This window comes from Pantoea sp. X-Soil-TKNS-1279, assembly GCF_059730565.1.
This window is the reverse complement of record NZ_AP035948.1, coordinates 3,759,835-3,782,918: the sequence shown is the minus strand read 5'-3', so window position 1 is coordinate 3,782,918 and position 23,084 is coordinate 3,759,835. Positions and strand designations below refer to the sequence as shown.

Annotated in this window: 25 protein-coding genes; 17 read left to right on the top strand and 8 right to left on the bottom strand. The window is 50.1% G+C overall.

Features of this window, described 5'->3' with window-relative positions:
- Positions 1–3: 3 nt before the first annotated feature.
- The 4 genes from ddlA to AC6I8N_RS17590 all read right to left on the bottom strand — a co-directional run bounded on the left by ddlA (position 4) and on the right by AC6I8N_RS17590 (position 2,503).
- Positions 4–1,098, bottom strand: coding sequence for a D-alanine--D-alanine ligase (gene ddlA, locus AC6I8N_RS17605; protein ID WP_497829612.1), 1,095 nt, complete (start codon positions 1,096–1,098; stop codon positions 4–6).
- 123 nt (positions 1,099–1,221) lie between these two features.
- Positions 1,222–1,557: a C2H2-type zinc finger protein gene (locus tag AC6I8N_RS17600; protein WP_497829611.1), complete on the bottom strand. Its 336-nt coding sequence runs from the start codon at positions 1,555–1,557 to the stop codon at positions 1,222–1,224.
- Positions 1,558–1,602: 45 nt separating this feature from the next.
- Complete coding sequence (locus tag AC6I8N_RS17595) at positions 1,603–2,061, bottom strand: hypothetical protein (RefSeq protein ID WP_497829610.1); 459 nt, start codon at positions 2,059–2,061, stop codon at positions 1,603–1,605.
- Positions 2,039–2,503 carry an RHS repeat-associated core domain-containing protein gene (locus AC6I8N_RS17590; protein WP_497829609.1) on the bottom strand — a complete coding sequence of 155 codons (465 nt, stop codon included), beginning with the start codon at positions 2,501–2,503 and terminating at the stop codon, positions 2,039–2,041. The genes AC6I8N_RS17595 and AC6I8N_RS17590 overlap by 23 nt, the downstream gene beginning before the upstream one ends.
- Before the next feature lie 704 nt (positions 2,504–3,207).
- On the opposite strand from AC6I8N_RS17590, the gene tssB reads away from it, so the two are divergent.
- The 13 genes from tssB (at position 3,208) to AC6I8N_RS17525 (ending at position 18,667) form a co-directional block, all read left to right on the top strand.
- Positions 3,208–3,705: a type VI secretion system contractile sheath small subunit gene (tssB, locus tag AC6I8N_RS17585; RefSeq protein ID WP_021183490.1), complete on the top strand. Its 498-nt coding sequence runs from the start codon at positions 3,208–3,210 to the stop codon at positions 3,703–3,705.
- Positions 3,706–3,743: 38 nt separating this feature from the next.
- Positions 3,744–5,285, top strand: a complete 1,542-nt coding sequence (tssC, locus tag AC6I8N_RS17580) for a type VI secretion system contractile sheath large subunit (protein WP_497829608.1) — start codon at positions 3,744–3,746, stop codon at positions 5,283–5,285.
- Between the two features lie 15 nt (positions 5,286–5,300).
- Positions 5,301–6,641, top strand: a complete 1,341-nt coding sequence (gene tssK / locus AC6I8N_RS17575; protein WP_497829607.1) for a type VI secretion system baseplate subunit TssK — start codon at positions 5,301–5,303, stop codon at positions 6,639–6,641.
- Positions 6,638–7,318, top strand: a complete 681-nt coding sequence (gene tssL / locus AC6I8N_RS17570; protein ID WP_497829606.1) for a type VI secretion system protein TssL, short form — start codon at positions 6,638–6,640, stop codon at positions 7,316–7,318. The genes tssK and tssL overlap by 4 nt, the downstream gene beginning before the upstream one ends.
- Positions 7,315–8,904, top strand: coding sequence for an OmpA family protein (locus tag AC6I8N_RS17565; RefSeq protein WP_497829605.1), 1,590 nt, complete (start codon positions 7,315–7,317; stop codon positions 8,902–8,904). Before tssL ends, AC6I8N_RS17565 begins: the two co-directional genes overlap by 4 nt.
- Before the next feature lie 5 nt (positions 8,905–8,909).
- On the top strand, positions 8,910–9,413 hold the full coding sequence (gene tssD, locus AC6I8N_RS17560; RefSeq protein ID WP_497829604.1) for a type VI secretion system tube protein TssD: 504 nt from the start codon (positions 8,910–8,912) through the stop codon (positions 9,411–9,413).
- 122 nt (positions 9,414–9,535) lie between these two features.
- On the top strand, positions 9,536–12,160 hold the full coding sequence (gene tssH / locus AC6I8N_RS17555) for a type VI secretion system ATPase TssH (RefSeq protein WP_497829603.1): 2,625 nt from the start codon (positions 9,536–9,538) through the stop codon (positions 12,158–12,160).
- A 148-nt stretch (positions 12,161–12,308) separates the two neighbouring features.
- Positions 12,309–12,788: a Tli1a family immunity protein gene (tli1a, locus tag AC6I8N_RS17550; protein WP_497830709.1), complete on the top strand. Its 480-nt coding sequence runs from the start codon at positions 12,309–12,311 to the stop codon at positions 12,786–12,788.
- Between the two features lie 56 nt (positions 12,789–12,844).
- Positions 12,845–13,303, top strand: a complete 459-nt coding sequence (gene tli1a / locus AC6I8N_RS17545) for a Tli1a family immunity protein (protein ID WP_497830708.1) — start codon at positions 12,845–12,847, stop codon at positions 13,301–13,303.
- Positions 13,291–15,210, top strand: coding sequence for a T6SS phospholipase effector Tle1-like catalytic domain-containing protein (locus AC6I8N_RS17540; protein WP_497829602.1), 1,920 nt, complete (start codon positions 13,291–13,293; stop codon positions 15,208–15,210). Before tli1a (AC6I8N_RS17545) ends, AC6I8N_RS17540 begins: the two co-directional genes overlap by 13 nt.
- A 44-nt stretch (positions 15,211–15,254) precedes the next feature.
- Positions 15,255–15,920 carry a T6SS phospholipase effector Tle1-like catalytic domain-containing protein gene (locus tag AC6I8N_RS17535; protein ID WP_497829601.1) on the top strand — a complete coding sequence of 222 codons (666 nt, stop codon included), beginning with the start codon at positions 15,255–15,257 and terminating at the stop codon, positions 15,918–15,920.
- Positions 15,921–15,938: 18 nt separating this feature from the next.
- Positions 15,939–16,982 carry a VasL domain-containing protein gene (locus AC6I8N_RS17530; RefSeq protein WP_497829600.1) on the top strand — a complete coding sequence of 348 codons (1,044 nt, stop codon included), beginning with the start codon at positions 15,939–15,941 and terminating at the stop codon, positions 16,980–16,982.
- A 335-nt stretch (positions 16,983–17,317) separates the two neighbouring features.
- Positions 17,318–18,667 (top strand): DUF4145 domain-containing protein, encoded by a 1,350-nt coding sequence (locus AC6I8N_RS17525; RefSeq protein ID WP_497829599.1) that lies wholly within the window; start codon positions 17,318–17,320, stop codon positions 18,665–18,667.
- 67 nt (positions 18,668–18,734) lie between these two features.
- Here the strand turns inward: AC6I8N_RS17525 and AC6I8N_RS17520 are convergent, their stop codons facing one another.
- From AC6I8N_RS17520 to AC6I8N_RS17510, 3 genes are read right to left on the bottom strand one after another with little or no spacing between them, the layout of a single operon-like run.
- Positions 18,735–19,511, bottom strand: a complete 777-nt coding sequence (locus tag AC6I8N_RS17520; protein ID WP_497829598.1) for a hypothetical protein — start codon at positions 19,509–19,511, stop codon at positions 18,735–18,737.
- A gap of 31 nt (positions 19,512–19,542) precedes the next feature.
- Positions 19,543–20,559: a phage integrase gene (locus AC6I8N_RS17515; protein ID WP_497829597.1), complete on the bottom strand. Its 1,017-nt coding sequence runs from the start codon at positions 20,557–20,559 to the stop codon at positions 19,543–19,545.
- An 8-nt stretch (positions 20,560–20,567) separates the two neighbouring features.
- On the bottom strand, positions 20,568–21,188 hold the full coding sequence (locus AC6I8N_RS17510) for a phage repressor protein CI (RefSeq protein WP_497829596.1): 621 nt from the start codon (positions 21,186–21,188) through the stop codon (positions 20,568–20,570).
- A gap of 90 nt (positions 21,189–21,278) precedes the next feature.
- On the opposite strand from AC6I8N_RS17510, the gene AC6I8N_RS17505 reads away from it, so the two are divergent.
- Positions 21,279–21,515 (top strand): regulator, encoded by a 237-nt coding sequence (locus tag AC6I8N_RS17505; protein WP_497829595.1) that lies wholly within the window; start codon positions 21,279–21,281, stop codon positions 21,513–21,515.
- Positions 21,516–21,549: 34 nt separating this feature from the next.
- Positions 21,550–22,059: a phage regulatory CII family protein gene (locus tag AC6I8N_RS17500; RefSeq protein WP_497829594.1), complete on the top strand. Its 510-nt coding sequence runs from the start codon at positions 21,550–21,552 to the stop codon at positions 22,057–22,059.
- 199 nt (positions 22,060–22,258) lie between these two features.
- Here AC6I8N_RS17500 and AC6I8N_RS17495 read toward each other — a convergent pair whose 3' ends face one another.
- Positions 22,259–22,513, bottom strand: coding sequence for a hypothetical protein (locus AC6I8N_RS17495; RefSeq protein ID WP_497829593.1), 255 nt, complete (start codon positions 22,511–22,513; stop codon positions 22,259–22,261).
- 35 nt (positions 22,514–22,548) lie between these two features.
- On the opposite strand from AC6I8N_RS17495, the gene AC6I8N_RS17490 reads away from it, so the two are divergent.
- A complete protein-coding gene (locus AC6I8N_RS17490; protein ID WP_497829592.1) occupies positions 22,549–22,746 on the top strand; it encodes a phage filamentation protein Fil family protein in 198 nt (65 codons plus the stop codon).
- Positions 22,710–23,048, top strand: a complete 339-nt coding sequence (locus AC6I8N_RS17485; protein ID WP_497829591.1) for a DUF5347 family protein — start codon at positions 22,710–22,712, stop codon at positions 23,046–23,048. Before AC6I8N_RS17490 ends, AC6I8N_RS17485 begins: the two co-directional genes overlap by 37 nt.
- Positions 23,049–23,084 lie beyond the last annotated feature (36 nt).

Sequence of the window (23,084 nt, the reverse complement as noted above, 5' to 3'; positions counted from 1 at the left end):
TAATCACATGCTGCTTTTCAGGGCGCTGCTCTGCTGATGGCGCTCCAGCGCCAGTTCAATCAGACGGGTAATCAGCGAACGATAATCCAGACCGCCTGCCTGCCAGAGCTTTGGATACATGCTGATATTGGTGAAACCAGGCAAGGTATTGACTTCATTGACGATGATTTCCCCGCCTTCTGTCAGGAACACATCGACACGCGCCATCCCGCTGCATTCCAGTGCCTGAAACGCTTGCAATGCCACGGCGCGAATCGCTTCGCTATCTTCTGTGCTGATCGTGGCGGGGACAACTACCTGTGCACCGTTCTCGCTGATGTACTTGGTGTCATACGAATAAAACGCATCGTGCACCACCACTTCACCGCAGGGGCTGGCGACCGGCTCATCATTACCCAATACGGCGCATTCAATTTCGCGTCCCTTAATACCTTGCTCAATCAATACCTTGCGATCGAAGGTAAAGGCGAGATCGAGTGCTGCCGCAAGTTCTTCGAAACAGCTGACTTTACTGACGCCAACCGAAGAACCCTGATTCGCCGGTTTGATAAACAGCGGCAGGCCAAAACGATCCACCACCGCCTGTGCATCAAGCCGGGCACGTTGCGCCTGAGTGACGCTAATCCAGGGGGCAACCTTAAGACCGGCATCACGCAGCAGACGTTTGGTGAAATCTTTATCCATGCTGACGGCGGAACCCAGTACGCCAGAACCGACAAACGGTAGATTAGCCATGCGCAGCAGGCCTTGTAGCGAGCCATCCTCGCCCAGCGTACCGTGGACAATCGGGAAAATGACATCAACCTGCGACAACGGGTGGGCATTCTGACGCGTGATCAACTGCTGCGATGCCTGGCCGGGCACCAGCGCCACATTCTCGCCAGAGCGATTGAGGGCAATCAGTGAGGGGTTTTCTGCATTTAGCAGAAAGCCGGATGCATCATTCAGATGCCACTCGCCCTGTTTATCGATGCCCAGCAACACCACTTCAAATTTGCTGGTATCAATGGCCTCAAGAATATTTTTGGCTGATTGTAATGACACTTCATGCTCGGCTGATTTACCACCGAAAATGATCCCCACACGTTGTTTTGCCATTGTTTTTTGTCCGATTGCGATAAAGCGAATGGCTAAGATAGCACGGGGTGGTAAGAGGGGAAATCAGATGAGGAGAAGGGCGGATAGCGGCAAAAAAATCCCCTCGAAAGAGGGGATGTGTGATTATGAGATTCTGTTTCTTCGGGCATCATGATGTAACGCGCCGTGGACTTTCCTTTCGTGATTGCCACAGCTGTTTATTGATGCCAGATACTTTCCGCAATCCGGATATCTACACAGGTAAGTAAATTCTTTGGTATGCGTGTTGATATGGCTATCCAGAGCGTAGCTTGAAACCAAACGTAGCCCACAAATTGGACATTGAAACTGAAATTCAGTGTGGGAAGATGAAATATGAATACCAAGAATATCTTTTGATTTATAAAACTTCCCACATCCAGGTTCATTACAACGAAAAGATGCTTTGCTGGCATGGGCGTTTTTTATATGTCGGTTCAAATCTCCTTTTGTCTTAAAACGAGAGACACAATCCGATCTGGGGCATTATACTTCGCGTGAATTATTATGTTGTGACAGATGTTGTGAAAGTAAGGAGCGACTATTAGAACTTGCATTGCAGTCCCGGCGTGTGCAGCGGAAACTTACCGGTGCATGTTGCTTACGATGTTGATAAAAGCTCTCTTGATGTTTATATGCATTTCCACATCCCGGCCAATCGCACTTATAGAATCGAATGTTATGTTCATCACTCAGGTGCTTCGTATATCTGTTTTTACGATCGAAACTTTCACTACACCCAGGGATGCGGCAGGTGTATTTGATCGTAGGCAGTTCAATAATAACACGTTCGTCCAATAAGTTTTTCTTGTCCAGACTCCTGTAGTCTTCATTCGCTGCAACATACTCTTCATCAGTCAATTTATCATTTTTTCGATGTTTCGCGATGCCTTCTTGTGTCATCCAGAAAACAAAGCCCTCATCATGATCGATATATATATCCACCCTCTTCACGCATTCTACTATCAAGGTCGTTGAAGGTTATGGGATTATTTATGCTGATGGAGAAAACATTCATTCCATCGATTCCTCCTGCCGGATCAGGATTTATCCAGGGGGCATAATATCGATAACCATAATAAACCAGGCCAGTTATGTCGCGCTCTTTACCTGAATAATGAAGGGTTTTATAACATGCTTCTATTTGGCTTCGCGTTAACCAGATGGCTGTTCCGCCGTAAGGATAATATTCTTCGCGGCTGATGATTCCCGCTTTTTCATCAATTTCCAATGTACTGCTGTGATTCCGATTCTGAATGCTGTGGCGTTGAAGTTGGGTATCCGTCCCTTCAGGCGTACCTGACAACCAGCAGTAGATTCGCAAATTATTGACGGTTATCACCGTTAATTTTTCTTTCTGTCTGGTTACCGCATAGCGCATACGCATTTCAATTCCTGGCAAATAACGGATGACATGCTGTTGCACCGAATTGGCTTTTTTTGTGACGAGGACTTTAGCACGCGTGTGCCAGGCACGCAGTAACGATACTGCTCACGCTGCATGATATTTCCATTTGATTGCATTGTACTTTTCTCCATCAGGATGAAAAGCGCAGGATTATAGAAATCATATCCAAAAAATAGTCTTCCCTGATGTCAGGGTTGCAAAAAAAATTCCCCTCGGAAGAGGGGATGCCTAATCTATTCAGGCTAACACCAGGGAAATAATGTCTTAACTATACCAAAGTATAGTTTGCGTAAATGTCGGGTTGATCAAAAAAATGGCAAATAGATTCTGGTGAGTAGTAACAGCAGCAGGATCATGCCGACGATTTCGCTTAATGCTTGCCAGCTACGCGATGGGTTTAACTGGACGGCATTACGTAATGACTTGAAATTTATTGATGTTATTTTTTCAAGGTAACGAATTATTAATCTGATATTTTTATTTTTTTTCATATAAAAATATGAAAATTCCTGGTGTTTAATTGCACGAAACTGTTTATTGCCAGTCTTTTTTTCTGCGATACATGCCGAAATATGTAATTTCAGGCGTTGCATTCCTTCAGAACTCTCATTTATATTGCGCAAGAATTACACACGGAAAGATTTGTCCTGCCATTTTCCCTGCCATTTTTACAAGGAGTAAATATGAGCAATTCTTATCAAAATGAGATCCCGAAGGCGCGAGTCAATATCAAACTGGACCTGCATACCGGGGGGAGCCAGAAGAAAGTTGAACTGCCACTTAAGTTATTGGTAACGGGGGATTTTAGTCATGGTCAGGAAACTCGCCTGATTTCTGAACGAGAAAAAGTCGAAGTTAACAAAAACAATTTCAACAATGTACTGGCGGAGTTTTCGCCTGCCATCAATCTGAATGTACCGGATACACTTGCCGCTGACGGCAGCGAACAGTGGCTGAACCTGACTTTCCGCGAGATCAGCGACTTTGAACCGGAACAGGTTGCCCGCCAAATCCCGCAACTTAAAGCGATGCTCGCGATGCGCAATTTGTTGCGCGACCTTAAATCCAACCTGCTCGATAACGTTACCTTCCGCAAAGAATTTGAAGCCATCCTGAAAGATCCCGCGCTGAGCGATGAATTGCGCGCTGAACTGACCTCCCTGGTGCCAGAAAAGGCCTAATCACCCGTCATTTAATGGATTAATACGAGAGAATAGTCATGTCTGCAAAGAATGAAACTGCTACTGGCGGTCAAACGACTGTGCTTGAAAGACCAGCTTCGGCCGGTATTTATAACTCCCTGTTCGAAAAAATTAATCTCAATCCGGTGTCGCAACTTCGTGAGTTAGACATCTGGCAGGACAATCAGGCAATGTCCGATGCCAGTGCGGATGAACGCGTTACCGCAGCGATGCAGGTGCTACTGGAATGCCTGAAACAACATGGTTCGAAAGTTGAGAAGCTCGACAAAACGTTGCTGGATCTCCACATTGCACACCTTGATCAACAAATCAGTCGCCAGCTTGACCTGGTAATGCATCACCCCGTTTTTCAGCAAGTTGAGTCCACCTGGCGTGGTCTGAAATCTTTGGTTGATAAGGCCGATTTTCGCCAGAACGTCAAAATTGCTCTACTGGACCTTTCCAAAGAAGCCCTGCGTCAGGATTTTGAAGATTCACCGGAGATTATCCAGAGCGGCCTCTATCTGCAAACATACGTCAGCGAGTATGACACTCCCGGTGGTGAACCCATTGCGGCGATGATCTCGGCGTGGGAGTTTGATGCTTCCGCCCAGGATATTGCCCTGTTGCGTAATATCGCCAGGGTGGCGGCCTCGGCACATATGCCATTTATCGGTTCCGTCGGCCCGGCATTTTTCCTGAAAGAAAATATGGAAGAGGTCGCCGCCATCAAGGATATCGGCAATTACTTCGACCGCGCCGAGTACATCAAGTGGAAGTCCTTCCGGGAAAGTGATGATGCGCGTTATATCGGCCTGACTATGCCCCGTGTGCTGGGACGTCTGCCTTATGGTCCGGATACCGTGCCGGTGCGTAGCTTTAATTACGTCGAGGAGGTGAAAGGCCCGGATCATGATAAATATCTGTGGATTAACGCGTCCTTCGCCTTTGCCGCCAACATGGTGCGCAGTTTTATCCACAATGGTTGGTGCGTACAAATTCGCGGTCCACAGGCGGGTGGTGCAGTACAGAACTTACCTATCCACCTCTACGATCTTGGCACGGGTAATCAGGTAAAAATACCTTCCGAAGTGATGATCCCGGAAACCCGTGAATTTGAGTTTGCCAATCTCGGCTTTATTCCGCTGAGCTACTACAAAAACCGCGATTATGCCTGCTTTTTCTCGGCTAATTCGACGCAAAAGCCGGTTCAATATGACACTGCCGATGCCACCGCCAACAGCCGCATCAACGCACGACTTCCTTACATTTTTCTGCTATCGCGAATTGCGCACTATCTGAAGATGATCCAGCGTGAAAATATCGGTACCACCAAGGATCGACGTCTGCTGGAGATGGAGTTGAACACCTGGGTACGTAGCCTGGTCACGGAGATGACTGATCCCGGCGATGATCTTCAGGCATCGCACCCCCTGCGCGACGCTCGGGTGGTGGTGGAAGACATTGAAGATAACCCCGGTTTTTTCCGCGTGAAGTTGTTCGCGGTGCCGCATTTCCAGGTGGAAGGCATGGATGTCAACCTGTCGCTGGTTTCACAGATGCCAAAAGCGAAATCGTAAGGGTGGTAATCAGGGATGAAAACCGAACAACCGCTGTGGGGGCGGGGGGTGATGATCTCGCCCCAGCATTTCCAACAGCAGACGGCCTGGATGGATTGGCGCAGTGAGTGTCTGGCAAACATGGGGCTCAATCACCCCTGGGGGGTATTTCAGGCTGAGTTTGAACTGGAATCGCTAAGGCAGGGTCGGCTTCAGCCCCGGCATCTGCGGGTCCGTTTTCGCGATGGAACGTTGATTGATACGCAAAATGCCGATCCACTCCCTCCGACACTGACATTGAGTTCTGAGCACAAGGAGGGGGTCGTGGTGCTGGCGCTCCCGCAAATGTACGCCAACGGCGGCAATTGTCTGCAACCCGACCAGGTGGCGGAACGTCCGGTGCGTTTTCGTCAGCACTGGCGCGACATTCGCAATCTGTTTGGTGATGACTCAAAACAGATTGCCGTGTTGCATCCGGAGCTGGCGCTGCGCTTTGCCCATCAGGACAACAGCGATTGGTTGACCTGTCCACTGGTGCGTCTGCAACGAGATGCGCAGGGAACCTGGACAATTGACAGTCAGTTTCTTCCCCCGCTGCTGGTGATGAGTGGACATTGCGGGTTAATGACTTCTCTGGAACAACTGATGACGCAGCTGCGTGCGCGGCTGGCTCGTCTGATGGCGATGCGTCGTGAGAGCAACCAGCGTATGGCTGATTTCGCTGTCGCAGATGTGTCGTTGTTCTGGTTGTTAAATGCGTTGAACAGCGCTGAGCCGATACTGGCAAATTTCTTGCGCTATCCGCAAAGCGCGCCAGAGCGGTTATATCCGGAACTGGCACGGCTGGCGGGTAGTTTGTTGACATTTTCCCTCGAGCACCAGGTCAACGCGATACCTTGCTATCAGCATGATGATCTCAACAATGTATTTCCGCCGTTATTGAGGCTGCTTTCCCAGCTGCTGGAAGCCAGCCTGCCTTCACGCGTGGTGGCGATTGAGATGAGCCATGATCGCAGGCTGCGCCAGTGGCGTGCTCGCCTCAATGATCCTCGTTTGCGTGAAGAGGCGGATTTCTATCTTTCCGTACGCTCACCCTTACCCGTGGTGCAACTTCAGGAACAGGTTCCACGTCAGTGCAAAGTGGGCAGCCCGGATGATGTTGTCAGCCTGGTGAACACTTCACAGTTGGGGGTTCCACTCCAGCCATTGAGCCATGTTCCAGCCGCCATTCCGTTGCGGCTGGAAAATCAATATTTCTCACTCGACCTGTCGCATCCGGCAGCACGCGCGATGCTGGAAAGCGGCTGCTGCATGTTTTACGTCCCCGGTACCCTGGGGGACCCGGAACTTGAACTCTTCGCGGTACTAAGAACATGAGTGACAACCAACTGGAAAGTCCCGTGGATATTGATGCACTGATGCTGAACTGCTGGCTCCAGGTCATCAGTCTTCGGCATCAGCCACAATTCAGGGAGGGAGAGGGCAAAGCGTTATGGCAGCGTTGCGTGACTGACATCGAGCGGGTTCAGAAAGCCCTGCGTAATGCAGGCGTCAGTGACGAAAGCCGTCACGATATCCTGTGCGCGCATTGTGCATTACTTGATGAAGCGGTCAAGGGGCGTGGCGTGCAGGATGATGCCTGCACGCAGTGGTATCACCTGCCGCTTCAGGGGCACTTTCTGCATACCATCGATGCCGGTGAAACGTTGTGTGACCGGATGCGGCAGGTACTTAGCCAGCCCGCTGCGGATGCTCAGGTAGTGAAGTGCTTTCATCGGGTGATGTTGTTGGGATTCCTTGGCGGCTATCCGTCGCTGGACGTTGCGGAGCGTCAAAACCTGATCGGGGCGCTCAATGAACGTGTTCCCCCTTGCTCGCTCACCACTGATCAGCCTCTGTTGGTTGGGGCTGGCAGCGGTTTGTCGCAGGGCGTGTTGAGCCACTGGCCGGTTCGCCTGGGAATTGCCGCGTTGCTGCTGTTGGCTTTGTGGTGGGGGCTGGATCGCTGGCTGGATCAACTGATAGCGACACTGCCGCCCGAGGTGAAAGGATGAAGTCTGCACTTCAGCGTTGGAAGATGTGGTGGGCTGCTTTCCGTCGCTCTCCACATTCTGCTCCGTCATTCAGTAAGGCTTTGCCAGACGCGGGCTATCGCCTACCGGTGGTGCTGTGTTGCGGCGATGACGCAGAGGGCTGGCCGCAGGGAGAATTTGTCCGACTCGTGCCCCAGGGGTGCTGGATACGCATCACGGCCAGCAGCGAGCTCCAGCATGTTTTGCGTCAGTTGCTGCAATGTCGCCCTGGCTGGGGTGGACAGATTGCCGTCTGTATCAGCGTTAATCCGCAGCAGCATACACAACACGCAGCGCTGGAAAACCAGCTTCATGAATTACGTTGGCAAATTGGTGTGCTGCGGCGTGAAACGCGGCAGGCGTTGCCGTTGCTGATAACCATCAGAGTGGCGGGCAACGTCACGCTGACGGCAACTCCTCTGTGGCAAGTTACGACCTCAGAGGCGGGAACGCAGATCTGGTACCAGGGACAGGCACCACAATCCATCGAGCAGTGGTTAGCAAAGGCGGATAGCACCGTGCTACAGCAGCAGATGCTGTTTAACGCGGTGGAGCGCGGTTTCGGCCAGCAGGTGCGCCAGATCTTTACTGCGCAGCATCCGGATGTTGATGCAGTGCCACCTTATGCCATCCTCAGCGCGCTGCAATCCGCGCTGGTGCAGGAACAGCCGGATTCACTTTGGCGGCAATGGCTGTCCAGGCACACCGCTTTGCAGTTGGTTGCTGGCTGGTCGGCAAACCAGGATGAGTATGCCCAACCTGATTTCCTCCTACCCTTGTTACCTCGCGGGCAGGGCTTTACCCCTTTTCGCCGGGCGCTGCCGGTTATCCTGACGGGCTTGTTTGTTTCCGCGATCATCGCGATGAGTTGCAGCGCATGGCACAACCAGTCGCTTATCCGTCGTATCGCGTTTGATCTCGCCAGTTACCAGGCTATCGCCATGACTGAGGCAGCGCCAAAAGCGGCGGCAGTTGCGGTACTGAGAGAGGATGCTGCTCAGCTGAACCACTGGGCTCGACAGGGTGCACCTTTGTATCTGGGACTGGGGCTGTATCGTGGTGAGCGTCTGCACCTGCCCGTCTTGAATGCTATCCGTAGCTGGCAGCCTCCTCCATTGCATCCACACCAGCCTGAACCCCAACCGACGATTGCCCAACTTGACAGCCTGGCCTTGTTTGATTCTGGCAAAGCAGAGCTGAAGCCGGGCTCTACCAAAGTACTGATTAATGCCCTGATTGGCATTCGAGCCAGACCGGGCTGGCTGATTGTGATCAGCGGCTATACCGACAATACCGGCGATCCCGGATTTAATCAGCAGCTTTCACTGAAGCGTGCCGAAGCCGTGCGTAACTGGATGCGGGACACCGGTGCTATAGCGGAGAGCTGCTTTGCGGTGCAGGGATACGGTGTCAGCCGTCCTCTTGCTACCAACGATACATCGGAGGGGCGCGCGACCAACCGGCGTGTCGAAATCCATCTGGTGCCGCAGGCAGATGCCTGTCAGGTGCCAGATGACACCCTGCTGTCATCACGGGATGGTGACGGTAATCAACACTTAACGGAGTAAAAATTATGGCGATTCCAGTTTATCTGTGGCTGAAGGACGATGGCGGCGGGGCGATTAAAGGCTCGGTCGAGGCCGAAAACCGAGAGGGAAGCATTGAGGTGGTCGCACTGAAACATCAGGTGCATATCCCCACCGATGACAATACCGGCAAGGTGACAGGCACTCGTATCCATGCGCCATTGCAGTTTACCAAAGCGATCGACTCCTCCAGCCCCTATCTCTACAAGGCGGTGAGCACCGGCCAGACGCTTGAGAGTGCTGAACTGAAATATTACCTCATCGATAGTGGTGGGAACGAAGTGGAGTACTTCAACATCAAGCTGGAAAAAGTAAAGGTGGTGAAGGTAAGTCCACTGATGCATGACATCAAAGACGCCACCAAAGAGAAGCGCAATCACCTGGAAGAGATTGAGCTGCGCTACGAGAAAATCACCTGGAACTATAAAGACGGCAACCTTGTTCATTCTGATGAGTGGAATGCGCGACCTGTCGCGGTTGCTGCTGGCTAAACCAGCGCGGGCGGCATTGCCGCCCGCTTTTATTCTGCTCGGCAAACAACACCGGAAGTTAACACCTGATGGGCATGGGTTACGGCCAGGGGCGGTAGCGTGCCTGAATTGGAGAAAGAGATATGGAACATCAATCCGCCGTTTTGTTGCGACGCCTCAATCCCTTCTGCGCGCGAGCCCTCGAGGCTGCGGCCTCTTTATGTCAGACGCGTGCCCACGCAGAGATCACGCCTGAACACTGGCTGCTGAAGTTACTGGAGGCAGGGGAAGGTGATCTGACGGTGATCGCCCGTCGTTATGCATGGGATTTGGATGCCATCTGGCAATCTTTGTTGCGTTATCTGGATACTCTGCCTTGTACGGTACGCAGCAATCCCTCGCTTTCAGCTCGCTTGCAAACATTGCTGAAGCAGAGCTGGTTGTGTGCTTCGCTGGAAAATGAAAGCACTCAGATTCGCACGCTCCATGTGTTGATGGCGATCGTGGATACCCCAGCGCTGCTGGTGTGTGATGAACTCTGGCCGCTACTGACATTGGGTAAAACTCAGCTTGATCGCTTGTGCCCACTGCTTGAAGAACAGTCCGATGAGCGGGTCAGACCGCCTGAGATTTTTAGTGCCACAGCGGCATTGCCTGCTCCCGGTGTAAAACACGATGTACATCAGGCGGTGCTGGATCGTTTTACCCTTGATCTCACGGCCCGCGCTCGCGCTGGTCATATCGATCCGGTATTCGGGCGTGACAATGAAATCCGTCAGATGGTGGATATCCTCGCCCGCCGACGCAAAAACAATCCGATTCTGGTGGGGGAACCTGGCGTGGGTAAAACCGCGCTGGTGGAGGGGCTGGTGCTGCGTATCGTGCAGGGAAACGTACCGGATAGCCTGAAGTCAGTTAGCGTTCGTACTCTTGATCCGGGCCTGCTCCAGGCGGGGGCGGGTGTAAAAGGTGAGTTTGAACAACGGCTGAAAAATATCATTGCGGCAGTACAGCAGGCAACCAGCCCGGTGCTGCTGTTTATTGATGAAGCCCATACCCTGATCGGCGCAGGCAATCCGGCGGGTAGCGTCGATGCTGCCAATCTGCTGAAACCGGCACTGGCAAGGGGGGAACTCCGCACTATCGCGGCCACTACCTGGAGTGAATACAAACAATATTTCGAACGTGATGCAGCATTGGAACGGCGTTTTCAACGCGTGCAGGTTGATGAGCCAGATGATGAAACCGCTTGCCTGATGCTACGTGGCCTGAAATCCCGCTATGCACAACACCACGGCGTCTACATTTCAGACGAGGCGGTGCGTGCTGCGGTGGCCCTGTCGCGGCGTTATTTGACGGGCCGGCAACTGCCGGATAAAGCCGTTGATCTGCTGGACACCGCCAGTGCGCGGGTTCGCATGAGCCTGGACACTGTGCCGGAATCGCTGGTACGACTCAGGGCGCAAATTGTCGCGCTTGAGATCGAACAACAAGCATTGCTGGAGGATTGTGCTGTCGGCCATTATGACGGCAACAACCGCCTGGCGGAGACCCGGCAGCTTATCCGCCAGCATAATGACGATCTGGCTGTGCTGGAAACGCGATATCAACAGGAAAAAAAACTAACGGAACAGCTGCTGGCTTGCCGCAGCGATCCTTCCCGCGAACAGGAGATTGCCGCGCTACAGGATGAGCTGATTAAGGTTCAGCAGACTGCACCACTGCTTGCGCTCGATGTGGACGCACGCACGGTGGCGAATGTCGTCGCTGACTGGACCGGCATCCCGCTCTCCTCATTAATGAAAGATGAACAGAGTGAGTTGCTGATGCTGGACAACGCGCTGGCCCAGCGCATTGTTGGACAAGATCACGCGCTGCATGCAATTGCACAGCGGTTGCGGGCAACCAAAACCGGTCTCGCTGCGGAAAATGGTCCACAAGGGGTATTTCTGCTGGTGGGTAGCAGCGGCTCCGGAAAAACCGAAACCGCCCGGGCGCTGGCGGATACCCTTTACGGTGGTCAGCGCTCGCTTATCACCCTCAACTTCAGCGAATATCAGGAAGCGCATACTGTCAGTCAGCTTAAGGGTTCACCTCCGGGATACGTCGGTTATGGTCAGGGCGGTATCCTTACGGAAGCGGTACGTAAGCGTCCCTATAGCGTGGTGCTGCTGGATGAAGTGGAAAAAGCGCACCCAGATGTGTTGAACCTGTTTTATCAGGTATTCGATCGCGGAGTTATGCGCGACGGTGAAGGTCGCGAGATCGATTTTCGCAATACCGTTATCCTGATGACCTCCAATCTCGGCAGCGACCCACTGATGCAACTCCTGGAGGCGCATCCCGACACCAGCGATGCTGAGCTACAGGAACGGTTACGTCCACTGCTGCGTGACCATTTCCAGCCAGCCCTGCTGGCACGCTTCCAGACGGTGATCTACCGGCCACTCACACCGGCAGCGATGCGCACCATCGTTGCCATGAAGTTGGACCTGGTCAGCCAACGCCTGGCTCAACACTATGGCGTCTGTACCAGGCTTGAAGAAAACCTGTATGACGCCCTCACCTCCGCCTGCCTGTTGCCGGATAGCGGCGCACGTAATATCGACAATCTGCTGAACCAACAAATTCTCCCGGTACTAAGCCAACAACTACTGACGTTGATCGCTGCCGGGCATAAACCCACCGTCCTGACGCTGGGCTGGGATATTGAGCAGGGCATTGTGCTGTCTTTGGAAGATCAGAGCGTTGGTGTGGCTGGTGGATAAGCATGGCTACGTTCACCCGCTGCGTAAAACGATACCTGTGCTGAACAGCGTAATACTCGCTGCCGATTAAAGAACCCTTAAGGATGGAGGAGCCGAAAGTATGTCCGAAGTAATCCGTCGTATTTCGTGTGCCGCTTTTTTAGCCGGCATGGCGTTTTTGTCGATCTGTATGCCGTTAAAGGCCGGGGCCGGTGTGATTAAAGCGATTAATCACACTCACTGGGCAATTAATCGCTTCAGCATCAATGGTCAGTCCGGCATCGATATTATCGGCCCGTATCAGGGCGGCGGGGGAGGCTGTTGTTTTAGCGTACCGGAAAAATGGCAGCCGGGGATGACGGTGAGGGTGGACTGGGAGACCGGGGTGGGTGATATGGAGGGTTTTCCGGGATTCGGAGACGATGCGAAATATCTGGCCTGGGAGAAGAAAATGAAGGCCCTGAGCCGCCAGCATACCAGGACGGTGCCGCTGCCGGATTATAACGGCCAGGATACCTGCGGTATCACCATCCATTTCCTGCCCTGCGACGAGATTAAGGTGACCACCAGTTGCTGGTCGCCGCGTAATGCGAACTACCCGATTAAAGAACCCTTAAGGATGGAGGAGCCGAAAGTATGTCCGAAATAATCCGTCGTATTTCGTGTGCCGCTTTTTTAGCCGGCCTGGTGTTTTTGTCGATCTGTATGCCGTCACAGGCCGGGGCCGGAGTGATTGAAGCGATTAATCACACCCACTGGGCAATTAATCGCTTCAGCATCAATGGTCAGTCCGGCATCGATATTATCGGCCCGTATCAGGGTGGCGGGGGAGGCTGTTGTTTTAGCGTACCGGAGAAATGGCAGCCGGGGATGACGGTGAGGGTGGACTGGGAGACCGGGGTTGGCGGTTCAAAAGGATTCCCGGGGTTTGCTGATCGAGAGAAATACAAAGCCTGGAAAAAAGAAATGCAGGCGCAGAACCGCCAACATACCAGGACGGTGCCGCTGCCGGATTATAACGGCCAGGATACCTGCGGCATCACCGTCCATTTCCTGCCCTGCGACGAAATTAAAGTGACCACCAGTTGTGTCACCTATGGCAGTCCGTCCTATCCCATCAAAGAGCCCATCAGGATGAAGGAGCCGAAGGTATGTCCGAAATAACCGACAAAGCACAGGTCTGGTATCCCCCGGCATTTCCGGCGCAGGGCCGTTTACCGGCGGCTGCCTCGCTGGTGGGCGAAAACTGCAAAAAACAGAACAGCCGGGAGCGGGCGTATCGTCAGGAACTCTGTCTGGCTGCCGGACGACGGGTGGAGCCTCCCTGCTGCAAAACGCTGCATATCAGCCTGTTTTTCGACGGCACCGGCAATAACCTGAATAACGACCTGTATCTGTCTGACCCGCCACATCCGACCAATATCGCCCGGCTGTTCAGTGCCACCATCGGCAGCGGTTATGCGGGCGGTGTCGGTGCACAACAGGCGCAGTTATTCGATATCGGGGCGGAGAACTATTTCAAATTCTATATTCCCGGCGTGGGCACGCCGTTCCCGGAAATTGATGACCTGGATTACAGCACATGGGGGCTGGCATTCGCCAGTAACGGGGAGGGGCGGATTAACTGGGCGCTGTTGCGTATTATTGATGTGCTGAAAAGGACGTTAAAAGAACCCGGTCAGGACGGCCTGAAACTTTCCGAAAGCGAAAGCCGCGCAGCACTGGAAAATATGAAAACCAGCTGGGCCCACTTCGGTTTTGGCGGCAGTCATAACCGCTATGAGGAATTTACCCGACAGCTGCGGGCGCTGAAAGCCCGGCTGAAAAACGCACTGGAGCAGCCGGAGCCGGGCAAACCGAAGTTGCTGGGTATCAAACTGTATATTTACGGCTTTTCCCGGGGAGCGGCCGCCGCGCGTGCCTTTGTCAGCTGGCTCAGTGAGCTGCTGCCCCCTCCCGCAGCGGGTGAAGACAGACCTGAACAGTGTCTGGCGGTGGAGGGGATGAAAATTCCCCTCAGCGTGGAGTTTCTCGGTCTGCTGGACACGGTGGCCTCGGTGGGTGTGGCACATATGGTCCCTCTGGCTGACGGGCATATGTCGTGGGCGGATGGCACGCTGGAGCTGCCGGTTGAGACCACCTACGGCGGCCTGATTAAACGCTGTGTGCATCTGGTGTCTTCCCATGAGCAGCGCCTGTGTTTTCCGCTGGATTCCATCCGGCGCGGCAACGGGAAATACCCGGCGAACAGCGTCGAGGTGATTTATCCGGGCATGCATTCTGATGTGGGGGGCGGGTATCCACGGGGGGACCAGGGTAAAGCTAACGGTAGCGATGACAGCCTTCTGCTTTCACAGATTGTATTAAACGATTTATATGCAGAGGCATTTAAAGCGGGAGCACCGTTAAAAGTACCTGATAAAATACAGATACAAAGTTTAGAGTTACAAAATTGGAGAATAATGGGTGTTGACGTTCTTTCTGATTTTGACGTTGATACAATCTTAATCCACCGCTTCAACGCCTGGCGCGAACGCACCCTTAACCTCCCCACCCCCGACACCTTTGATGATCTTCAGGCTGCTGATTACCAGCCCACTCAGGCCCCGGTCTGCCTGGAAGTGGCCGCCGATGCACAGATGGCCTGGATAACCGGCTGGCGCATCAACCGTTATGCGCTGAAAACGCTGTTGCAGACTCCTTTCTATCAGCGCGCCACAGACACCCAGGCCAGTCCGGAGGTCCGCAGGCAGGCCAGAATCCAGAGGGATAAGGACCAGGCTGCCGTGGAGGGCAGAAGACGTAAATCGGCCAGGCTGAAAGATTATCTCCCGGAGCCGGGTATTAAAGATTTCGACCCGGATATGGCGCAGACGCAGTTAAGGGAGGCGGCACAGGAATTTGCAGAGGATTATCACAAAGTCTTTCGCAGCCTGAACAGCGCAATGGAGGTGTTGGTGGATAAGACGCAGCAGGTGGTCTTTCTGCTGAACAGCGATGATGAGGAGACGGAGTACCTCAGAATGAAAGCGGCAGGGGAGCAAAAACACCGGGAGCTGCTTGCAGGCTGAAAGATTATCTCCCGGAGCCGGGTATTAAAGATTTCGACCCGGATATGGCGCAGACGCAGTTAAGGGAGGCGGCACAGGAATTTGCAGAGGATTATCACAAAGTCTTTCGCAGCCTGAACAGCGCAATGGAGGTGTTGGTGGATAAGACGCAGCAGGTGGTCTTTCTGCTGAACAGCGATGATGAGGAGACGGAGTACCTCAGAATGAAAGCGGCAGGGGAGCAAAAACACCGGGATCTGCTTGAATCTGCTGACGGGTTGCTTATGGCGTTGTTTGATGACCAGGTGCATGACTCGCGCGCCTGGTTTCTCCACGCCAGTCTGGGCAGTCGTGAACCCTGGGGCAGCTACTTCCGCTACCGGATGATTTACTTTGGCGACAAGTGCAGCAAGTCGCTGGCACCGCTGGTGGTTGACGGGAAGGTACCGGGGATGGTCACCCGGGATGAGCCAGTCCTCCTCCGCTTCAGGGTCAAATCCGACAGGGACATTCCCCCGGCTCTGGCCGTGTACGACGTGGAGGTAGTGGACCGTCAGAGCGGAGCGCCCGTGCCGCTGCTGGCGGAGTCTGCCAGTCTGCGTCAGTTCACCCGGGAACCCGGTGTGGTGGTGGCACAACAGAGAGCGATCAACAGTGAACAGCATCTGGCCCAGGTGAAAAGCGCCCTTCAGGAAGGATGGCGTGAACAGGCACAGTCAGCGATCGCATAACCAAAGGATAATCAACGGATGATGAGCGAACTACCTCCCCAACCAATCCAGACCGGTGGAGACCCGCGTACCTTCAGCGAATACGTCACGTTGCGTGATGAGATAGGCAAACTTTCTCATCCTGCCCGGCCTGATGTGGACTGGCGACATGTCGAGAAGCTCTGTCTCGCATTGTTTGAGTTGAATGGCGTGGAGTTGCAAAGCGCCTCCTGGTACACCCTGGCGCGCATGCACACGGCTGGGGTGCATGGCTTGAACGAAGGTTTGAGTATCCTCGAGGCGCTGATTGCACGTCAATGGGCGGTACTGTGGCCGCAGGCCATGTCGGCGCGTATGGATATCATTAGTACCCTGGTACGTCGGCTCCAGAACTTTCTGCGTTGCTGTATGTTTCAGCATCAGGATGAGTTAGCGGGGTTGTACCGCAGCGAAGCATTGCTCCAGTCACTCCGTGATACGCTCACAGGCTATGGCATGAGAGATGCAGGTCAGACAGGCGCTCTGTACGAGCAGATAAAGTCTGCGATCGCGCATCTTAAGGAGGGGGCGGTAAATATGCCGCAGCCTCTCTACGAACCGCCGACTCCGAAAGTCTATGTCATTCAGCCTACAATGGGAGCATCAGCTTCAATGCTAAAGCCTTTCGTCAGCGGTGCCTGTTGCGCGCTACTGGCTGGGGCGATGGTGTTGGGAGGTGTGGTCTGGTTCAGGTATGAGCAAATGCAACAACAGGCGCACATGGAACAACAACGTAGGGTAAAAGAAGCTATTCCGTTTGAGCGCTTACAGAGCTGGCAGCAAGGAATGGCTGAGTTACACCAATTGACAGAACAGCTTAACCGTCTGGATAAAACGCGCGGCAAATACCTGACGGTAAGTGAATTGAAATCCAGCATATTTTCAGTAATGCAGGCATTTAATCAGCACCCTCCAGTTGAGGAGCAGCTACGGCGTTACGCTGAAGACGAGGGAAATCAGAGCGGTGAACAGGTTCAGATCGAGATATTGTTGAGGCAGTTGGAGTATCGGTATCAGTTGCTGCGGGAGGAGAAGGGAAACTGATGCTGCTGATAAATAGTTTGAGTATGGTGGCCCCTGCTGGGTTTGAACCAGCGACCAAGCGATTATGAGTCCCAATTTGAAGTGAGTGAAATCAGTAACTTACTGATTTTTATGTTTTCTTTAGGCCGAATAGTGATGAAAAGTGGCGCATAGCGTTGCGCTCTGCTGCCACTTTGCTGCCAATCTTGTTTGACGAGACATGTACTAAAAGTATCCTTCTAATGCTTTGCATTAGATTAAAAACTCTAAAATCATATCAAAATTTGCCGATATTATTTTGGCTTACTAAGTGTTTCTAGGTATTATCGTGCAAAAATTAAACAAGCGGAGTGATCATGTCAAGCCTAAGGGATATGGAAGAACTTATTAGTGATATAGTTGATGTTGATCTTAAAGAATATATGCGAGAAGCACTAACGTGTTATATGACGGGGGCGCATCGAGCGTGCGTAGTGCTTTCATTTATTGCTATCTTTGAAGACCTATACAAAAAGCTAGATGGAATGGCCACTACAAATAGAGTTGCCAGATCGATTTTTACAGAAATATCAAAAAAAAGAGATGAGCAAAAGGTGTATGAAAATGATCTACTTAATAAATTAAAGGCTGAAAAAATAATTACGGAAATTGATGCTGATTTTCTTACAGTGTTAAGAACTCTTAGGAATAAGGCTGCGCATCCTTCTGGCCACAAACCCACAGCTGAAGAAGCTCGGTATGTTTATTCTGAAACGATACACAGATTTCTTTCAAAGCCAGTTTTATCAACAACTCAAGTTGCCGACCAAATTCTATCTAAGTTAACCAATTCATACTTGTTCCCAACTTCTAATATTCATGACCATGCTGTTGTAGTAAATGAAGGTGTTAAGAACCTGCATCATGATGGATATTCGTATCTCTTGAAAAAACTCCTCGAATCGTTAGATAACACCAATGAACAGATAAAACTTAATGCGAAAAGATATCTATTGGGTTTGTCTTGTAAGCCACTAAATAATGATGTTATTGAACAAATAAAGAAGCAAGTTATTGTTGAGTGTAGCTCGGATGAAAGTAAAAGACTATGTTTAATGGAGTGTATTTCAACTAATGGAAATTTGCTTAATGGCATGGAGGATATTATTTACTTAAGATTAAATAAAATGATTGAGGATACAATTTTAAATACAAAATCCTCCGATCAGCATACATATTTAAGGCACCCTGTACAGATTGCTAATAGTATTCTTGGGTTGGATAAGTTGATCATTGATAGATGTTTTAAGTCTAGTTTGGATGATATTCTTGAAAAATATAAACTTAGCCCTGTATTAATGAAGTATGTCAAAAGGCATGACTGGGCAAGACAGAAGGTCATCCAATCAATTTTTGAACAGGCAGGATCTTCAACTTTTTCTGAAGCTAATTCTTTTGCTCAAAGCGCAAGTTCATACGATGGCGATATTTCAAATCTGATGGAAAACATCAGTTGTTTCGAGCTCATTGTTCATATTTGTACTGCGGGTGAGTGGGGAGCATTTGGTGCTGAAGGCATGGTTAAAGGAAAATTTAATAACATCCCTAAAATCAAGGATAAAGCGATTAAGGCTCTGCAGGGGGATATTGCCCTTTGCCAAGAAGTAATTGAAAAAATAAAACCGACTATTGGTAAAGCAGATGATTTTGAAAAAAACTATTTTTAATGTATAAGGCTGGGTGTAACCAGAGTGCGTAAATAACGCGCTCTGGTTGTAATGAGTAATGAAAGGGTTAGTTTAGAGTTTGTTGTGCTATCGACTCCAAATGATTTGACATTAACTTTTGTTTGGCAAACATCAATTTCATATTCGCCTCAAGCTTTTTGCTTTCTAATTCATTTTTCTTATTAGCACATTCAAAATCAATGTTGATTTTTTTGAATTTATCTTTGTATTCATCTTTCAATTTATTGGATTCACATTCTTTGTTTATAAGGTTGGCTTCATCGTTTATTTTTACTAAGGTGTAATCAAATTCTTCTTTTTTATTAGAGAAGTCCATGAGTATTTTAGGTGTCTCTTTTATAATGCTTTTTCTAAGTTTTTCTTTATCTCTATTGTTTAGTTCTCGAAAGTTAGAGGACTCAGCTATTTTATTAAGGCACTGTGATATACTATTTGTGCTGGATAATGACTTGTAACATTCTGAGTAAGATAATGATATGAATTGTGATAGTAGATGTACTCTTAACTCGGAATATTGCTCGGAAAATTTTCCTTGTACTATTTTTAAGTTGGTTTTTGCATCAATGGCTTCACTTTTTGCTTGATTAACTTCCTTTAAAAGTTGGCTTAATTCTGTCGACTTTTCGTTTAGTGCTTTATTCAGTTCAGAAAGAATCTTGTCTTTTTTTTCCAGTTCAAGGGTTTTTTTTGCTATATCTTCATCAAGTAATGACTTCTGATAAACAGGTAGTACGGTATAAAAATATCCAAACACTGCTAAAGCCAATACTCCGATTTGTGAAAAATTAGCAATACGTGTAGACCAGATATCAATCTTTGACATGCCTGTATCCTGTGGTAGTAATGAATTAAATTTAAAAGTTTCTAGTTAATGGATTTAAATTCATAGCCTCAGATAAATGATCTGGAGCAAAGTGCGCATATCGCATAGTCACTTTAATATCCGTGTGCCCCAATATTCGCTGAAGTACAAGGATATTACCGCCGTTCATCATGAAATGAGAAGCGAAGGTGTGTCGCAAAACATGCGTGAGCTGGCCTGCCGGTGTCTCGATGCCTGCGCGTTGCATAGCCTTTCTAAAAGCTGAATAGCATGGTTTAAAGAGCGGCTGAGCTTTCCGGCTTGATGGCAGTTCAGCCTGTAATTTTTCAGTTATTGGTACCGCTCGGTTTTTCTTACCTTTAGTTTTTACATAGATAATTTGACCCGTGCGGATTTGGTTTCCCTTTAACCCTTCTGCCTCACTCCATCGCGCCCCTGTTGCTAGGCATATTTTTACAATAGTAGTCAGATCTTGAGAACGGCTGTTCTCACATTCGACGAGAAGACTTCTGATCTCCTCGATGGTGAGGTAAGCCATTTCAGATTCACTGATTTTAAACTCGCGAACGTTCTCTAATGGATTGGGTGCAGTCCATTCATCCAACCTGCGAAGCTCATTAAACATAGCCCTAAAATACGCCAGTTCTAAGTTTACGGTACGAGGCGTAACCGTCTTCACTCGGCTGGATCGGGTAATCTTACCGCTCAATCGCTGCTCCCTATACGACGCAAAAATTTTCGCGTTAAACTCGGTTGCAAGTGGGTTTCCCATCGCCTCGCAGGCGAACGCCATTGTGGTTCGCCGCTTCTCACCATCCGCCAACGTAATGCCGTGCGTGTTGAACCACAATTCAACCAGCTCAATTACCCGCCGTTTATCCGTTTTCTCACCCAGCCAGGGCTTATCTTGAGCCTGTTCTTTTACGTATTTCTCATATGACAGTGCTTCGCCTTTTGTCGCAAACTGGCGGCGGATGCGCTTTCCGTCGCGGCCATTGGGGAAAACCTGTACCTGCCATTTGCCGGATGGTAATTTACTAACTGCCATTGACTACCTTAAAGAAGCTCGGTTCGAGTGATGACTTTCCCCAAGACTTTGATGTCAGTCGCCAGGCATTCGAATGAAGATTTTCCATTCTCAACGCGGATTCTCCCACCGGGAAAACGTACCAATTCACGAATACTCACCAAATTATCAATCTCAATGAGCCAGGTCCCATCAACGATTTCCCCTTCATAGGTATCAACCAAATAGCTGGTTCTATCGGCATTGATCACAAACGGGGCATTCAATCCGGCAGGTAGTGAACCTTTATCCAGAATGAAATCATTCATCGGTTCAAAAATCCCATTTGAGATTTTTTTCTGCGTTGCAATCACAACTCGAGATTCTTCAACCTCCGAAAAGCGTGCACCTTTGCCTGTCGTGAGCCAAGTAAGCGATGCTCCAGTTTCCATATGGCAGATGATTACCCAATCCGCAGGGAAGGTATCGCGTGCTGAACGGTTCGCGAGAGTGCTTTGTGAAACCCCCAAATGGGCGCACAACGCCTGACGGCTATTGAAACCGTAGGCTTCAACTAATCGTAAGATGGCATCTTTCCCACCCCTGTTACTTTCAACAGCTTCACGAACCATCTTCGCCTCATGCTGATTTGTGTTTTTTTTCGTTGACATATCCGATTTGTGATCCTATTCTTCGGTCTGTGATGAGATGAATAGCGTTTAATAGTGCGATCTAAAACCCAAACTGAGGAATACTGCATCATGACTCGTAAACTTTCAATGCGCCCATCAATCAATCTGGTGATTTCCGAGCCGTACCTTACGGTAGAAGAGTTCTGTCGCCGCACTGGTTACAAGGAAGGAACCGTCCGCCAGATGTATCGCGAAAACCGTTTGCCAATCAGGAAGAAAGAAGGAGTTAACGAACTTATCCAAATCAACATGGTTGCTCTCATTATCGAAGCCGCAGCTGGCTGCGAAATCGCAATGCAAGCCTGATGTATCCATATTGGGATAACGAAAGGGAATAATCATGTTTGATTTTCGTGTTTCCACACATAGCCATTTTGATGAGGCGTGCCGAACTTTTTCCGCAAAGCACAACATTATCCAACTGGCTAAAAAGGCGGGACTTAATCCCCAAACGATTAGTAACAAGCTGAACCCTGAGCAGGTGCACCAGCTCACCGTACGCGAAATGCTGATCCTCACCGACCTCACTGAAGATTCAACACTGGTTGATGGTGCGTTGGCGCAACTGCAATGCCTGCCATGTGTACCGGTGAATGAAATGGCGCAGGAAAATCTGCCTGCTTATGTGCTCAAAGCGACGGCTGAGGTGGGTCAACTCGCTGCCGGAGTGGTTAGTCATGAAAAGTTAACCACAGCCAACCGCCGCAATCTGGTCGAGAACGTCCACGCGGGGATTCGTTGTCTGGCGTTGGCAGCCCTTGCAGTGCAGGCGCGAGTTCAATCAACCCCCGCGCTGGCAGGCACTGCTGATGTGCTAAGTGGCTTGGGCGCATCTTTTGGACTGGGTTAAAACAAATGCAAAGAGAACTGGTTTATGAATTCAAACATAACGGCATTCCATGTGTATTGAAAGACAAAGACGTCGCTGAGTGCTTTCCATCAATCGCCAAAAGAGGTTGTTACACCTTCATTTTAACGGATGGGACATCGCTACACGGTGAGGATGTGAAGGAGATTAAGCGTCCCATCTCATCACCGTTGTTGAGCTGTTAACTTTGTTGTAGGCGGTCCACTAATTTTTGAATGGCATCTCGATGAAGATGAAGCGAATCTGATTGAAGAGGGAGTTTATCAAGTTCCATTCTTGCTGCGGAAAAGAATAGAGATGCATCAACTTGTTCACTGTTTAAAACGCAATTAAGCAGGCCAGTAATGATAATTTGCTGCGTTTCAACTTTCGACGAAAGCAGTTCGATTTTTTTGTTTAGCGTATCGATAAGTTCTTTTTCGGATTCATTCAACATGAGGATTCCCCAAATGACCATACGAGGGAGCAATTATGCAGGTTTTCGTCAGATTTTTAAAACACCAATCACCGTCACCGCAGTTAGCGGAATTCGGGCATGGCTGGATTGAAACAGAATCACGCAGGTGTTGGCATCCGGCTCATTCACAGGCCGAGCTACTGGCAGTTTTAAGCGTAAAAAGGAAGCAAAAATCATGGGTTACAAAGCTGAAAACATCACTGTTCAGATGAATGCCGGCCAGCGTGCCAATGCGCTGAATCATATATCAGCGCTGCGCACCATGATGTATGGCGATTGCGGCAATGAGTTAAAGCGTTTTATTAGCGATATGCGTAATAAACGCGATCAACAGTTTGAACAAAATAACCGTGCGCTGGGTGCATTATTCTTCCTGGCGAATATCAGCAAAGAGCGTCACAGCGTTGAATATAGTGAACTGACGAGTGACGAGATAGTAGCGCTGATTGGAGCAATGAATCACTTTCGTGCAGTCGTGAGCTTATTTCCTAAAAAGCTGACGCTTCCAAACTAATTAACCTAAAGCAAATAGATGGCGTAAACCCGCCGG